The following is a 14,982-nucleotide window of genomic DNA, read 5'->3' as shown; positions in this document are numbered from 1 at the left end:
TATCACGCCTCAAGCGCTTGAAACGAAAGGCAGCATAGGGCTGCGGCGCGGCAAAAGGCAACGGCCAACTGACATGACCTACAGCGAAAACCTCTGGCTCTTCTTCCTGCTCGTCTCCGGCATCATCATCGTGCCGGGCATGGACATGGTCTTCGTGCTGGCAAGCGCGCTTTCCGGCGGCCGCAGGGCGGGGCTCTCGGCGACCTTCGGCATCATGGCGGGCGGTCTGGTGCACATGCTCTATGCCGCCCTCGGCGTCGGCATGCTGCTGCATTTCGCGCCGAAGCTCTTCAATGTCCTGCTGGTGCTCGGCGCGGCCTATGTCGCCTTCATCGGCTGGCAGCTCTTCCGCAGCTCCATCGTGATCGGCGAAGTCGACGGCCTCGAGCGGCGCGGCCTTGTCACGCGTTTCCGCCAGGGCGCGCTGACGAGCCTCATGAACCCCAAGGCCTATCTCTTCATGCTCGCCGTCTTCCCGCAGTTCCTGCGCCCGGAATTCGGCCCGCTCTGGCGCCAGACGCTCGTCATGCTGCTGATGATCTGGGCGACGCAGCTTGCCGTCTATGGCGGCCTCGTATTCGCCGCCGCGAAGAGCCGCGCCGCGCTCGTCGGCAGCCCCGCCGCCACCCGCCTCATCGGCCGCGCGGCGGGCGTGCTGCTCGTCGCGATCGCCGTGGTCACGGTATGGCGGGGCTGGGGGACGGTTTGAGGTCTTCGGCCGGTGTTGCTGCGGACCTTGCCGCGAACAGGCGCTTCAGCGCGACATGCAGGAGAAGGACGACCAATATGGAGGTATAGCCGTCGATCAGGTAGTGCCAGCCGAAGAGCGTCGAGCTCACGAGGATGACGAAGACATAGGCAAAGCCGAGAAGGCCGGCGGTGCGGCTGAATTCCCGCAGGAAAAGGGCATTCATCATCGTGACGCCGACATGAACGCTCGGAAAGGCGGAAATGCCCGTCCCGAGCCCTGCGACGTCCTGAAGATGGTTCTGCCACAGATAGGCCTGGATGGCCGCCACGACGCCATTGTCGAGCATCCGCAACTGCGCCGCGAAGCGCGCGGCATCGCCGGTGACGTGCCCGTAGAAGGCGGGACCGGCGGAAAGAAAGAGACATGCGAGGAGATTGCCGAGTACCGCCCAGACGAGGGCGAAGCCGAGGCAATAGCGCAGGCGGACAGCGCCCTTCGTGCGCAGCACGATGAAGAAGAGCGGGGCGAAGGCAAAGGCGGGCCAGCCGACGGAATAGTTCCATTCGAGGATGGAGAGGATATGCGGATTGCCGAAGAGCGCCATCAGCCACGGCCCGGGATCGACGCCGCCGAAGAGCAGCGCATCCAGGTCGGCCTGCACGCGGTCATAGGGAAAGCCGTTCCTCAGGGCCGGCATCAGCGTCTTGAACGTCGTGAACGAGCCCATGAAGAGGATGAAGGAGCCGAAGACGGCGGCGGCGCCGGCCAGATGGCCGAGCAGCGCGGGCGTCGGCAGCGTCATCCAGGCGAGCGGCGCCTTCGGGTTGCGGAACACGCCGGCAACGAGCTTGCCGAGGAGGAGAATGGCCGGAAGCCCGAGGAAATAAATCGGCCCGAACTGCGCGGCATATTGCCGGTAGGCCGCTGCCGTGAAATCGGCATGCCAGGTGAGGATGCCGATGACCAGCGCCATATGCGCGAGAACGAAGGCGTGGAAGGGCAGCATCTGCCGCAGGTCGGCGGACAGGGTCTTGAGGAATGCGTTCCGCATGCTGGTGGCCCTCGGACCGGCACTATGTCGATGCCCGAGTTGTGCTTATAAAAGATCAAGAAACGTTGAAGATGCGGCCGCCCGTGGCGTTCCGCGCATCGCCGGCATCAAAAAGATTTTACTGTCGTGGATTTTCTAAAATGCAATCATGGCCGCGCATCGCAAATCGGCGGCGCGGCCCGGCCGGCCGCCAGCAACGGGGAGAACTCGATGAAGTTCAGGACTTTGGCGGCCGCGGCCGCGCTTGCAGTCATCGGCGCGGGCGCCGTCGTGGCGGCGGACGAGCCGCAGGTCGTGCGCCAGCAGATGATGAAGAAGGTGGGCGGGGCCATGGGCGCGCTTTCCGGCATCGCCAAGGGCGAGAAGCCCTATGACGCGGAGGTCGTCAAGGCATCGCTGACCACGATGAGCGAGGTGGCGAAGGCCTTCCCGGAGCAGTTCCCCGTAGGCTCCGAGACGGGCCACGACACGGAGGCCAAGGCGACGATCTGGGAACAGATGGACGACTTCAAGGCCCATGCCGCCAAGCTCGGCGCGGCCGCCGACACGGCCCTTGCGAGCCTTCCTGCGGACCAGGCGGGCGTCGTCGCGGCGCTTGGCGCGATCGGCCCCAATTGCGGCGGCTGTCATGAGGTCTACCGCGTCAAGAAGTGACCGCGGTGGACCGGATCATCCCGAAGGAATGAACACCGTTCCGGTGCCGGCCGCCGGGGTGGAACCTTTGTGTTTATGCGCCGCGACCTCTTCGTAGGAAGGGGCGGGCGCAGGCGGGGAGGGCCCATGGCACTCAAAAGACTTCTTGGCGGCGTGGTGCTGCTCGGCGCGATCGGCGCGGGCGCATTCGTCTTCCTGACGGCGCCCGAGCGGCTTCCGGCCGAGACCTGGGCCGCCGCCGGCGAGCCGGACCTTGCCAATGGGGAACGCATCTTCCATGCGGGCGGCTGTGTGAGCTGTCACGCGGCGCCGGGCGCGCCGGACGACCAGAAGCTGGTGCTGGCCGGCGGGCTCGCGCTGAAGAGCCCCTTCGGCACCTTCCATGCGCCGAACATCTCGCCGGACGAGACGGCGGGCATCGGCGCCTGGACGCTGGCGGAATTCGGCGACGCCATGAAGCGCGGCACCGGCCGCGACGGCGAGCACCTCTATCCCTCCTTCCCCTACGCCTCCTATGCGCGCATGACGGTCAAGGACATCGGCGATCTCTACGCCTATCTGAAGACCCTGCCGAAGAGCGGCAATGTCGCGCCGGGGCACGAGCTGCCGTTCCCCTTCAACATCCGCCTCGCGCTCGGCGGCTGGAAGTTTCTCTACCTCAACGAGGCACCGCGCGTGGCGCTCGCCGATGCCGACGAGACCGTCAGGCACGGCCAGTATCTCGTCGAGGGGCCGGGCCATTGCGGCGAATGCCACACGCCGCGCGACATGCTGGGCGGCCTGAAGACCGACCAGTGGCTCGCCGGCGGGCCGAACCCGGAAGGCGAAGGCCGCGTCCCCGACATCACCCCCGTCGAGGGCCGCTTCGGCAGCTGGAGCGCAGGCGATATCGTCAACTATCTCGAAACCGGCTTCACGCCGGAATTCGACAGCGTCGGCGGCGCCATGGTCTCCGTGCAGAAGAACATGGCGCTGCTGCCGAAGGAAGACCGCGAGGCGATCGCCGCCTACCTGAAGGCGATCCCGGCGCGGTGAGGTTTGGGGGCAGGGTCGGGCGGTTTGGGACGAGGCCTGACGGGGTCTGACGGTTTGGCGGAGCTTGAACGCTCGGTCGGCGGAACGCTCAGGGGGCCGGAACGTTCGGCGGGCCTAAGCGTCCGGTAGGCCCGACGCCCCGTGAGCCTGAATGCTCGAGGCCTTACGCGAGCCGCATCCTCTCTGCCGCCCTGACGGGACACTCACCTCTCCTTTGTCATCCTCGGACTTGACCCGAGGATCCATGAGTCACGGCACGACCTGAGCTCGGGGCGTGGGTCCTCGGGTCAAGCCCGAGGATGACGATGGAGGGTGGGGTGGGCAGCCTCCTGCCGCCGTGCAGGGCATGGCCGCCACCAAGCCGGAATGCCCCAAGCCGGGTGAGATGCCTTCAGGCTGGCGAAATGCCGCCAAGCCGCGACAATGCCGAAAAGTCGGGTGCTGCGGCCATCAGGCGGGGTACTGCGGCCATCGGGTCGGGCATTTCCGTGGCACGGTCAGCCGCTTCTGCGTGGGCCGGTATGCGTTCTGCGCCAGCCCTCAACCCTCCTCAGCCCTTCGCCGCCCCATGCTCATCCCCGTACATCGCCAGATAATCCCGCAGCTCCGCGGAGCCGAGGCCGATGGCCTCGAGGATTTCGCGGGCGAAGGTGGCGGGTGCCGCGCCGGAGGCGGTGATGACGCCGCGGTCGTTCACGGCCTGCGGCTGGTCGCGGTAGTGCGCCGCGCCGCGATAGTCCGGAACGAGCTTGCCGATCTGGCCGGGATAGTTGCCGGTATGCGCCCGCGTATCGAAGAGGCCGAGGCGGGCGAATTCCAGCGTGGCGTCGCAGATCGCCGCCACCGGCTTGCCGGCCTCGACGAAACGCCCGACCGGAGCCGAGAGGTCGGGCGCCGCGCCGGATTGCCATATCGTGCCGCCGCAGACCACCAGCGCGTCGAAATCGGCGGGCAGGACCGCCTCCGCCTTGCCTGCGGATTTGATGGTAACGCCGCCGAGCGAGGTGACGTCAGCCCCGCCGGGCGTCAGCACCACGGTCTCCGCCCCGCAGTCGCCGCGCGCCGTCGCCATCAGCAGGGCGCATTCCCAGTCCGCGTAGCCTTCCGTCAGCACGATTGCCAGTCGCTTCGCCATGCCGGCCTCCGTCGGTTCAGCCCAATGCCTGGACGTAGCGCATGCCCGTCACCGGGCCGGCGCGGAAGTTCATCTGCTCGTAGAAGCGGTGCGCGCCGAAATTGCCGGTCGCCGCGCTCACCGAGAGGTAGCCGCAGCCGGAGATGCGGGCATGCTCGCGGGCGCGGGAAACGAGATGGCGGCCGATGCCGTGGCCGCGATTGTCCTCGCGCACGAAGATCTGGTGCAGCTCCATGCCGCGCACGCCTTCCATGGCGCGGTACATCGGCACCATCAGCGCGTAGCCGATCAGCCGGCCGCCGGCTTCCGCGACGAGGGCGGTGATCCAGGGATGGGTGCCGAATAGGTCGCGGTCGAGGTCGACGGCGGTGATCTTCGCGGTGTCGCCGTGGCATTCGGCGTGCAGCGCGATCATGTCGAGGATCTGCTGCAGGTCGCCTTGGCGCGCGGCGCGGATGGTCAGCATCGGCGGGCGTTCGACGGCGTGGGGATCGAGCTTGATGACGGTATTCAGCATTTCGGGCTCCTTGGTTTTCGTGCCATCAGGTGCCCTAAAACAACAAAGCCGCCTGATGGCGGCTTGTTGACATGATCGAACAGCCGCTCCTTATCGGAACAGCCAAAAATACGTTGCGGCGATGTGCGTGCTCTTGATCATGGTCGCGATATTCTCCCTTTCGCGCCGTTTGTCAACTGGCTTTCTCATGGGAAAGAGAAAGGATGAAAGCGAAGGCCGGTCAGGCCTTCGCTTCCTCCGTGCCGGCCGCGGATTGCCCTTCCGCGGGGCCGGCCTGCCGGGTGTCGTCGATGCCCAGCCGCTCCTTGATGGCGCGGCGGATCTCCTCTTCGATCGCCTCGCGCTGCTCGGGCGGCAGCGCGGCGAGGCTCTCCTCGGTGAGGCCCATCGATTCGAGCAGCTCCTTGCGCAGGCGCTCGACCGGGTTCATCTTCGAAAGCTCCATGAAATCGGACAGGAGCCCGTCGCTTTCCCGCTCGGCCTTCTCCTGCTTGTTGACCCACAGCGCATTGGCAAGGCCGGAAGGCATGGCGGCGGAGGTCTCCACCGTCGGGATGTTGCGCTTCCACGCGCCGCCGCTATCGCCCATGCCATTGGAAAGGCTGTCGCCAGCGGCGGCGGCGGGCCGCTGCCGGCCGAGCGCATAGGCGGAAAGCATGCTGCCGTCGATCTTCATGAAAGGCTCCCTCGAATCCTGAGGGAACCATTAGCGGTTGCGGCTTTTGCGAGACTTGTCTCAGGTCTCGCTCTCGATGCGCCCGGCGCCGAGGGTGACGACGTGGTCGCGCGGGGCGATCACGCTCTTGCGGTGCGTCACGGCAAGGATGGTCACGTCGCCGGCAAGGCTGCGGATGTGCTGCATGATCTCTGCCTCCGTCGCCTCGTCCAGCGCCGAGCTCGCCTCGTCGAGGAAGAGGAACTGCGGATCGGCATAGAGCGCGCGGGCGATGGCGATGCGCTGGCGCTCGCCGCCGGAGAGCTTCATACCCCGCTCGCCGACCATGGTCTCGAAACCGTCGGGCAGGGTCTCGACGAAGGCGAGGATCGCCGCCTTCTCCGCCGCGCGCCGCAGCCGCTCCGGGTCCATCGGCCGGCCGAGCGCGATGTTGACGGCGAGCGTGTCGTTGAGCAGCGTCGGCTCCTGCGGCACGATGCCGACGGCGGCGTACCAGTCGCGCTGGGAGACGGCTTCGAGGTCCATGCCGTCGACGGCGATGCGGCCCGAGGCGGGGCTGAGCGATTTGAGGGCGAGGCGCAGCAGCGTCGACTTGCCCGAGCCGGTCTCGCCGACGAGATAGGTGATGCGCCCGCGCGTCGCCGAAAAGCTGATATCCGCGATGCCCCGGCCGTTTTCATGGGCATAGGAGACCTTCTCGAAGGCGAGGCGGCCGTCTCGCGGCAAGAAGCCGCCGGGCGTTGCGGCATCCTCTTCCTCCGGCGCGGCCCAGATGCGGGCGAGCGGCAGCAGCGAGGCCCGCGCGCGCACCACGTCGTCCAGCGCATGGCCGATCATCTCGAAGGGCATGTTGAGCTGGAGCAGCAGCGTGTTGAAGAGGACGAGATCGCCGACGCTGAGCTCGCCCGCCCGGTAGCGCGGCAGGAGCAGGAGGAAGGTGACGACGAATTGCAGCGCCAGCCCCGCGCCGAGCACCGCGCTGTAGCCGATGCGGCGGCGGCAGAAGGCGGCCCAGTTGTCGCGCTCCTCGCGGGCCTTGCCGGCAAAGCGCGCCTGCATCCAGCCGTGGCTGCCGAAATGGCGCAGCGTCTCCATCGCCGCCATGGCGTTGCCGACGAACTTGGCGTTCTCCTGCCCGGCCTCGATGGCCGCGTCGAGGAAGCGGCGCGTGCGGCGGTTGGCAAGGGCGGTGAGGGCGACGAAGCCGGTGCCATAGACGAGCACGATCAGCACGACCTCGATATTGATGGTCGCGCCCAGCATGGCGAGCGCGAGCACGATCTGCGTCGCTCCCGGAATGAAGACGATGAGGCCGAGCTGCACGAGCGTCATCAGCGCGCCCTGTCCGCGCCGCCGCGCGCCTTCGATCTCGGCCGGGTTGTGCTCGACGAAGAAGCTGGCGGTCTTCCTCAGCAGCCGGTCGAACAGGCTGGTGCTGGCGATGAAGCTGAGGTTCTCCGCGCTCATGTAGGAGAGATACTGCACCATGTGCTGCAGCGCCGCCGCGATGCCGATGAGCAGGGCATAGACGACGAGGCCGGCGGCCAGTCCCTCGGCGAAACGGTCGGCGGCCATGGCATCGATGAGGCGCGAGAAGAGATAGGGCGCGGCGACGGCGGAAACGGCCGAGAGGAAGACGATGACCGCGACCAGCGCCAGGAGGCCGCGCGAGGAACGCCCGTAATTGGCAAGGATGATCTTCACCGGCGCGGCGATCAGCCGCCAGTCGTCTTTCATGGCGAATCTCCCGGGGAGGATGGGCAGGGCGGCATAATGGTAAGACCGGCGTCGGGTGGCAACCCAGTACCGGGCTTTCCGTGGTCACGGCAAGGTCGATGCGCTTGCCGCGGCCATTCCTCCGCCCTGCCGGGGATATCCTCACTGGGTAGGCTGTAGCCCATGGAGTACGACGTTGCCGCTCTTTCCTTCTCCCCCTCGGGGAGAAGGTGGCCCGTAGGGTCGGATGAGGGGGTAGGGCGGTGTAAAGCCTTGCATGCTCGCGCTGGAGAGGCCCCTCATCCCCCTGCCGGGACCTTCTCCCCGCAGGCGGGGAGAAGGGGAGGATGCGAGGCTTTCCTCAATCTTGTGCGGGGAAACATATGCCCCAAGTCCCTTCGCCCCGCTTGCGGGGAGAAGGTGCCGGCAGGCGGATGAGGGGCGCGTGGCAGCGCCGAACTCCCTGCCGGGCAGCCCCTTGTGGGGGATGCTCGGCAGGGTAGACGGGGATGAACCCTACACCCCCCTACGGCAGCGTATAGGCGATCACGTAATCCCCAGGCTTTGTGCCCACCGAGCCGTGGCCGCCGGCGACGATCAGCACATATTGCTTGTCGCCGACCGTGTAGGTCATGGGCGTCGCCTGTCCGCCGGCGGGAAGGCGGGCTTCCCAGAGCTGGCGGCCGGTGGTCACGTCATAGGCGCGCAGATAATCGTCCACCGCCGCACCGAGGAAGGCGACGCCGCCCTTGGTCATCATCGGGCCGCCGATGCCGGGCACGCCCACCTTGAAGGGCAGCGGCAGCGGCGTCATGTCCATGACCGTGCCGTTCTTGTGCTTCCAGGCGATCTCGCCGGTGGCAAGGTTGGCGCCCGCCACATAGCCCCATGGCGGCGCCTGGCAGGGAATGCCGAGCGGCCCGAGGAACGGACCCATATAGACGCCGTAGGGCGCGCCGTCGTTGCGGTTGAGGCCCTGCTCGGAGCCCTTCTCGTCCTGCCCCTTCGGCGGCACCTGGTCGCGCGGCACGAGGCGGGAGGTGAAGGCGAGGTAGGTCGGCATGCCGAACATCACCTGCCGCTCGGGATCGACCGCGACCGAGCCCCAGTTGAACGTGCCGAAATTGCCGGGATAGACGATGGTGCCCTGCAGCGAGGGCGGCGTGTAGCGGCCCTCGTATTTCATCGACAGGAAGTCGATGCGGCACATCATCTGGTCGAACATGGTGATGCCCCACATGTTCTTCTCGGTCAGCGGATCGGGCATGAAGGTGAGGTCGGAGACCGGCTGGGTCGGCGCGGAGAAATCCTCCGGGATCGCGCCGGTCGGCGCGGGCACTTCCTTGACCGGGATGATCGGCTCGCCGGTGCGCCGGTCGAGCACGTAGATGTCGCCCTGCTTGGTCGCGCCGACGAGGGCCGGAACGCTCGTGCCGTCCCGGGTGATGTCGATCAGCGCCGGCTGGGCGGGCACGTCCATGTCCCACAGGTCGTGATGCACCGTCTGGCGCACCCAGCGCAGCGCGCCGGTCTTGATGTCGAGCGCGACGATGGAGGAGGAGAACTTCTCCACATTCTCGCTGCGCCCCATGCCGAGCTGGTCCGGTACCTGGTTGCCGAGCGGGACATAGACGAGGCCGAGCGCTTCGTCATAGCTGAACACCGACCAGGAATTCGGCGAGTTGACGGTGTAGACCTGCCCCTCGGGCAGCGGTGTCGTCACGTCCGGATTGCCGGAATCCCAGTTCCAGACCAGCGCGCCGGAATTGACGTCGAAGGCGCGGATGACGCCCGACTGTTCCTTGGTGGAATAGTTGTCGTTCACCGCCCCGCCGATGATGATCTTGCCGTCGGTGATGACGGGCGGCGAGGTGGAGTAATAGTAGCCGGCCGGATTGTAGGGCATGCCCTTTTCGAGGTGCAGCACGCCGTTCTCGGCAAAGCCGGTGCAGACGTCTCCGGTCTCAGCGTCCAGCGCGATCAGCCGGGCGTCGGAGGTCGGCAGGTAGACGCGCGTGGCGCAGGCCGTGCCGGCGGTGGCGGCCGGATCGGCATAATATGTCACGCCGCGGCAGGTCTGGTGCTGGCGGTCCGGGTTCATGCCGGAATTGGAATCGTATTTCCACTTCTCCTTGCCGCTTGCCGCGTCGAGCGCGATCGCCCAGTTGTGTGGCGTGCACATGTAGAGCGTGTCGCCGACCTTCAGAGGCGTCACCTGGTAGGTGGTCTCGCCGACGTCGTCGGGCAGCTTCACGTCGCCGGTCTGGTACTGCCAGGCGACCTTCAGCGTGGAGACGTTATCGGTATTGATCTGGTCGAGCGGCGAATAGCGCTGGCCGTATTGCGTGCGGCCGTACTGGTGCCATTCGCCGGCCGGCACGTTGCCGCCGAGCGCGGGCGTCGCATTGGCGATCTCCTTCGGCAGGCTGCCGGCAAGGTCGTGCGGGTCCTGCGTCATCGAATAGCCGGCGACCGCGATGGCGACGAGGACGGCGACGGCAAGCGGCATCGCCGAGGCGGGGTAGGGCGTGCCGGTGGGGCTCGCAAAACCGAGCGGCCGGCGGATGGCCGGCAGCATCAGCCACAGGCCGAGCAGCACGATGACGCCGCCGCGCGGGCCGAGCTGCCACCAGTCGAAGCCGACTTCGAAGATCGCCCAGCCGAGCGAGCCGAGGACGATGAGGGCATAGAGCCAGAGCGCCGCCGCCGAGCGGCGGAAGAGGAGGGCGGCGGTGACGAGGAAGGCAAGGCCGGTGACGAGATAGTAGGGGCTGCCGCCGAGCGACAGCAGCCACCCGCCTCCGCCCGTCAGCACCAGTCCTATGATGGTGAAGAGGACAGCGGTCAGCGTGAGCAACATGATGATCTCCGTTTGCGATGCCGGCCGGGGAGATGCCGACATGACGTCCGGCTCAAGGAGGGACGCCGTTGAAACTAGGGCACAAGCGTGACGCTTCAATGCAACGGAGGGTAACGCGGGAATTATACTTGTGAAGTATTTTCTTGGAGAGTGGACGCGCTCGCATCTGCATCGCCCCTCACCCTCACCCTGACCCTCTCCCCGCAAGCGGGGAGAGGGGACGTGCTCCACGCATGGTCGTTGGTTGGGGAAACCGGCACGGCATATCCCCTTCGCCCCGCTTGCGGGGAGAAGGTGCCGGCAGGCGGATGAGGGGCATGCCGAAGGCAAAAAAACAAGTTTTGCACGTGCCCCCACATCCACCCTTCGGGCCACCTTCTCCTGAGGGGAGAAAGGAAGAGCGGCCACGTCATACTCTCATATTGGGATAGCCCACGCAGGCAGGCAGAACGACCACCCCGCGCCGAATGCCCGTCGCGGGAGCCTCATTCATGGGGCAACAGGGCGAGCCCAGCGTTCCTTCGCCCCGCAGCCAAGGAGAAGGTGGCCGGCAGGCCGGATGAGGGGCAGGCACGAGATGCAGCGGCCCGATCTTCCGCCTCTCACGTCCCGCAGTAGGTCGCGGCAATTTCCTCGCCCGGCTTCGGCGGCTGGGCATAGGCGGCAAAGGCCGGCTGGTCCTCGTAGGGGCGGGTGAGCACGTCGTTCAACGCCTCGAACAGCGAGAAATCGCCATGGTCGACCGCCGCCGTGAGCGCTTCCTCGACCTTGTGGTTGCGCGGGATGAAGGCGGGATTGACCCGGCGCATCGCCGCCGCGCGGTGCTGCGGGGAGGTGGCATCGCGCGCCAGCCGTGCGCGCCATGCGGCAAGCCAGGGCGTGAGCGCTCCGGGGTCTTCCATGAGGCCCGCAAGGCCCCCTCTGCCTGCCGGCATCTCCCCCACAAGGGGGGAGAAGGAGGAGGCTTGCTCATCCTTCAAGATGGAACGCTGAGGACGCGGCTCGTTAAGCCCCTCCCCCTTGTGGGGAGGGGGTGGGGAGGGGTCTTCCTCCCCCGCCGCATCCGCCAGCCGGCGGAAGGCCAGCGTATAATCGGCCTTCTGCTCGTAAAGAAGGATGAGCAGGTCGCGGATCAGCGCCTGGTCGCCCTCTTCCTCATGGTCGCCGAGCCCGACCTTGGCGCGGATGACGCCCTTCCAATGCGCCTGGAAGCGCTCCATGAAGCGCCCGACGGCCGCGTTCGCCGCCTCCACCGCCTTGTCCTGGTCGCCGTCGAGAATGGCGAGCATCGCCTCGGCGAGCCGGGCGATGTTCCACTGGCCGATCATCGGCTGGTTGCCGAAGGCATAGCGCCCGCCATGGTCGATGGAGGAATAGACGGTGCGCGGGTCGTAGCGGTCCATGAAGGCGCAGGGGCCGAAATCGATGGTCTCGCCCGAGATCGTCATGTTGTCCGTGTTCATCACGCCATGGATGAAGCCGACGCCGAGCCACTTGGCGATCAGCGAAGCCTGCCGCTCGGCCACCGCGTCGAGCAGCGCGAGATAGGGCTTTTCCGCGCCCTTCAGCTCCGGATAGTGCCGGTCGATGACATGGTCCGCCAGCACGCGCACGTTCTCCGTATCGCCGCGCGCGGCGAAGAACTGGAAGGTGCCGACGCGGACATGGCTGGAGGCGACGCGGGTGAAGACCGCGCCCGGCAGCACCCGGTCGCGATAGACCGGCTGGCCGGTGGCGACGGCCGCGAGCGCCCGCGTCGTCGGGATGCCGAGCGCATGCATCGCCTCGCTGATAATATATTCGCGCAGCACCGGCCCCAGCGCCGCCCGTCCGTCGCCGCGCCGCGAATAGGGCGTCTGGCCGGCGCCCTTGAGCTGGATGTCGCGGCGCCTGCCGGCGCGGTCGATCACCTCGCCGAGCAGGATCGCCCGCCCGTCGCCGAGCTGCGGCACGAACTGGCCGAACTGGTGGCCGGCATAGGCCATGGCGAGCGGCAGCGAGCCTGGCAGGGGTGTATTGCCGGAGAAATAGGCCGCACCGTGCCGCTCCAGCGCATCGGCGTCGAGCCCGAGCTCTTCGGCAAGCGCCCGGTTGAAGCGGATCAGCCGTGGCGCTTCCACCGGCGTCGGATCGACCGGCGCGAAGAAGGCGTCCGGCAGCCGCGCATAGCTGTTGTCGAAGGGAATGGGGCGGGTCTTGTCCGCCGCTGCCGTCGTTGCACCGCTCATGATCGTCCATCCCTTGCTGCCTTCCCTATCAGATAGGGTCTTGCGCGCCGGAACGAAAGGTTTTCGTGAAGAGGGGAAAAATTACCGTCTGCTGAATAAGCGGTCGCATCGAGACGTTTTTCTCTTCAGCATGGGGTGTGGGGACGCGGAGCGGCCATCGCGGCCGACCCGCTCGTTTCGGAGGGGTGTCGTGCAGCGCAATGTCCATCGCCTGGTCGCGGCGCTCGCCGCCTGTCTTCTCGTCCTTGCGGCGCCCGCGGCGCTGGCCGCCGAGCGCTATGCGCTCCTCATCGGCAATGCCGGATACGAGGATGCCGAACACCTGCAGAACCCGCTGAACGACATCGACCTCGTCGGCGAGGCGCTGGAGCGGGTCGATTTCGACGTGACGCGCGCCACCGACGTCGACAATCTCGGCATGCTCTCGGCGCTCAACAATTTCACCCGGATCGCGGAAAAGGCGGAGAACCCGGTGCTCTTCGTCTATTTCTCCGGCTATGCGGTGCAGATCGACGGCGATAACTACCTCCTGCCGACCGACGCCTCCGGCCGCACGCTGACGGGCCTTCGCAACCGCTCGCTCGCCGTTTCCGAGGTCACGGCCGCCCTGCGCAGGATCGGCACCGGCCTCAAGGTCGTGCTCTTCGATGCCGCGCATGGCAACCCGTTCCTGACGCTGCGCGACATTCCCGACGGGCTGGCCGAGCCGGGCAACGCGGAGGGCGTCCACTATGCCTATGCCGCCGCCCCCGGCACGACCTACGACTACGAGGGCGCGCCGATCAGCCCCTTCGCCTCGGCCTTCGCGGATGCGATCAGCATTCCCGGCATCACGCTGGACGAGGCCTTCGGCAAGGTGGGCGAGATCGTCAGGGAGCGCAGCGCGGGCCGGCAGACGGTCTGGCAGAGCAGTGCGGACTATGGGAAGTTCGCCCTGAGCCCCAAGGACGGCAAGGCCGATGCGGCGGAGATCGCCTTCTACGAATTCGCCGCGCTTTCCGATAACCGCGAGGCCTATGACCGCTATCTCAGCCGCTACCCGGAGGGCATCTTCTCGGCCGTCGCGCGGCGCAAGATCGACCTTCTCGGCCGGAAATTCGAGGAAACGCACGAGGACCTCGGCAGCCTGCCCTATCTGACCTTCTCCAACGACCGGGACGATCCCTGCGGGCGGCTCTCCTTCGACAGGAGCGACCGGCGCCTCTCCGACCGCTACAAGGACGGCCAGCTCGTGCTCGCCGACTTCACCTTCTGGCCCCCGCCGGAAGGCTGCGAGGACGTTTCCTATTTCACCACCACCTATTCGCCCGAGCGGCTGCGCAACGTCGTTACCGCCGCGGGCATTCCCGAGCGGCGCATCCATGTGGCGCGGCGGGACGATCTCAGCCCGAGCGAGGAACGGGCGATCTATGCCTATTTCGACGAGGATCGCCGCGGCTACGCCCAGTCGCTGATGTTCCGCGCGATCAGCGACGAGCGCCGCCATAGCCTCGCCGTCGCGCTGAAGACGCCGGACGACAATGCCCGCGAATATGTCGATGAGATCGCCTGCGGCGAGGGCTGCCTGCACGTCCGCGGCCTCGTGCGCTTCCGCGACAATTCGGTGCGCGCGCAGGAGGATTACGAATTCGACTTCGTCGACGTGCGCCGCCTCGGCTATTACGACCGCTATCGCGAGGCGCTGCGCGATTTCCCGATGGCGGAGGAAGCGGTCGGCCATGCGGCGCAGACGGCCGATTATGCCGGGGCCGCATCCGCCGATGCCGGCAGCGGCTACGGCGCGGCTGCCGATCCCTACCGCGCGGCCCGCTCGGTGGGCGGCTGGGACGTCGTCGCGGATTTCGCGGACGACGGCCGCTTCCTCAACTGCCGCGCCACGCGCCGCGAGGGGGGCGAGCGCCACGCCGCCTTCCGCTGGTACGGCGACGGCCACCTGACCTTCGGCTTCCGCGACCCGGCCTACGACCATGCCGACGCCTATGCGAAGGATGCGAGATACTGGATCGACGACGGCGAGGGCCACGCCATCGCCGGCAAGGCCTACGATCGTCAGGAAATCGCCTATGACCTCGGCAGCGACCGCTCGGTTGTCGAGGCGCTGAAACGTGGCAAGCACCTGCGCATCGGCGACCTCCGCACCAGCCTCAAGGGCTCGACGGCGATGCTGGCGGACCTGCAGGAATGCGTGGGGGCGTTCCGGTAGACACGCCCTGAGCGGGCCGCGCGTCCCTCATCCGCCTGGCACCTTCTCCCCGCAAGCGGGGAGAAGGGAACCAGAGGCATGGCTTTCCTGAAGACGCGGCGCTGGAAAGGAAGGGAAAGCCTCTCCTCCTGCCCCTTCTCCCCGCTTGCGGGGAGAAGGTCGCGGCAGCGGGATGAGGGGCCATGCTCGGGAGCGCCCGCGATGCTGGCGGATTTT

General features: G+C 67.2%; 11 protein-coding genes. 4 read left to right on the top strand and 7 right to left on the bottom strand.

All coding sequences use genetic code 11. The annotated features are described in order from the left end of the window. The first annotated feature begins 73 nt into the window (after positions 1–73). The gene (locus ACZ1A1_RS16490) at positions 74–709 is read left to right on the top strand and encodes a LysE family translocator (RefSeq protein ID WP_463620736.1); all 636 of its coding nucleotides are present in this window, start codon (positions 74–76) and stop codon (positions 707–709) included. On the opposite strand, the gene ACZ1A1_RS16485 is transcribed toward ACZ1A1_RS16490, so the two are convergent. After that, positions 678–1,742, bottom strand: coding sequence for a phosphatase PAP2 family protein (locus tag ACZ1A1_RS16485; RefSeq protein ID WP_463620735.1), 1,065 nt, complete (start codon positions 1,740–1,742; stop codon positions 678–680). The genes ACZ1A1_RS16490 and ACZ1A1_RS16485 overlap by 32 nt on opposite strands. A gap of 210 nt (positions 1,743–1,952) precedes the next feature. On the opposite strand from ACZ1A1_RS16485, the gene ACZ1A1_RS16480 reads away from it, so the two are divergent. Together ACZ1A1_RS16480 and ACZ1A1_RS16475 are read left to right on the top strand one after the other, a co-directional pair. Beyond that, positions 1,953–2,396 carry a c-type cytochrome gene (locus ACZ1A1_RS16480; protein WP_463620733.1) on the top strand — a complete coding sequence of 148 codons (444 nt, stop codon included), beginning with the start codon at positions 1,953–1,955 and terminating at the stop codon, positions 2,394–2,396. A gap of 126 nt (positions 2,397–2,522) precedes the next feature. Continuing rightward, on the top strand, positions 2,523–3,431 hold the full coding sequence (locus ACZ1A1_RS16475) for a cytochrome c (RefSeq protein WP_463620732.1): 909 nt from the start codon (positions 2,523–2,525) through the stop codon (positions 3,429–3,431). Between the two features lie 550 nt (positions 3,432–3,981). Here ACZ1A1_RS16475 and ACZ1A1_RS16470 read toward each other — a convergent pair. From ACZ1A1_RS16470 to ACZ1A1_RS16445, 6 genes are all read right to left on the bottom strand, one after another. Beyond that, positions 3,982–4,566, bottom strand: coding sequence for a DJ-1/PfpI family protein (locus tag ACZ1A1_RS16470; protein WP_463620730.1), 585 nt, complete (start codon positions 4,564–4,566; stop codon positions 3,982–3,984). Positions 4,567–4,582: 16 nt separating this feature from the next. Next, on the bottom strand, positions 4,583–5,083 hold the full coding sequence (locus tag ACZ1A1_RS16465) for a GNAT family N-acetyltransferase (protein ID WP_119258188.1): 501 nt from the start codon (positions 5,081–5,083) through the stop codon (positions 4,583–4,585). A 220-nt stretch (positions 5,084–5,303) separates the two neighbouring features. Then, on the bottom strand, positions 5,304–5,759 hold the full coding sequence (locus ACZ1A1_RS16460) for a hypothetical protein (RefSeq protein WP_463620729.1): 456 nt from the start codon (positions 5,757–5,759) through the stop codon (positions 5,304–5,306). Positions 5,760–5,819: 60 nt separating this feature from the next. Next, entirely contained in the window at positions 5,820–7,496 is a 1,677-nt protein-coding gene (locus tag ACZ1A1_RS16455) for an ABC transporter ATP-binding protein (protein WP_463620728.1), read from the bottom strand. Positions 7,497–8,001: 505 nt separating this feature from the next. Further along, on the bottom strand, positions 8,002–10,335 hold the full coding sequence (locus tag ACZ1A1_RS16450; protein ID WP_463620727.1) for a glucose/quinate/shikimate family membrane-bound PQQ-dependent dehydrogenase: 2,334 nt from the start codon (positions 10,333–10,335) through the stop codon (positions 8,002–8,004). Positions 10,336–10,937: 602 nt separating this feature from the next. After that, positions 10,938–12,563, bottom strand: coding sequence for a protein adenylyltransferase SelO (locus ACZ1A1_RS16445; RefSeq protein WP_463620726.1), 1,626 nt, complete (start codon positions 12,561–12,563; stop codon positions 10,938–10,940). 190 nt (positions 12,564–12,753) lie between these two features. On the opposite strand from ACZ1A1_RS16445, the gene ACZ1A1_RS16440 reads away from it, so the two are divergent. Beyond that, positions 12,754–14,766: a caspase family protein gene (locus ACZ1A1_RS16440; RefSeq protein WP_463620725.1), complete on the top strand. Its 2,013-nt coding sequence runs from the start codon at positions 12,754–12,756 to the stop codon at positions 14,764–14,766. The last annotated feature ends 216 nt before the right edge of the window (positions 14,767–14,982 follow it).

It is taken from the genome of Shinella sp. R2-11 (genome assembly GCF_055330205.1).
The sequence above is the reverse complement of the archived record's forward strand: the minus strand, read 5'-3'. Positions and strand labels throughout refer to the sequence as shown.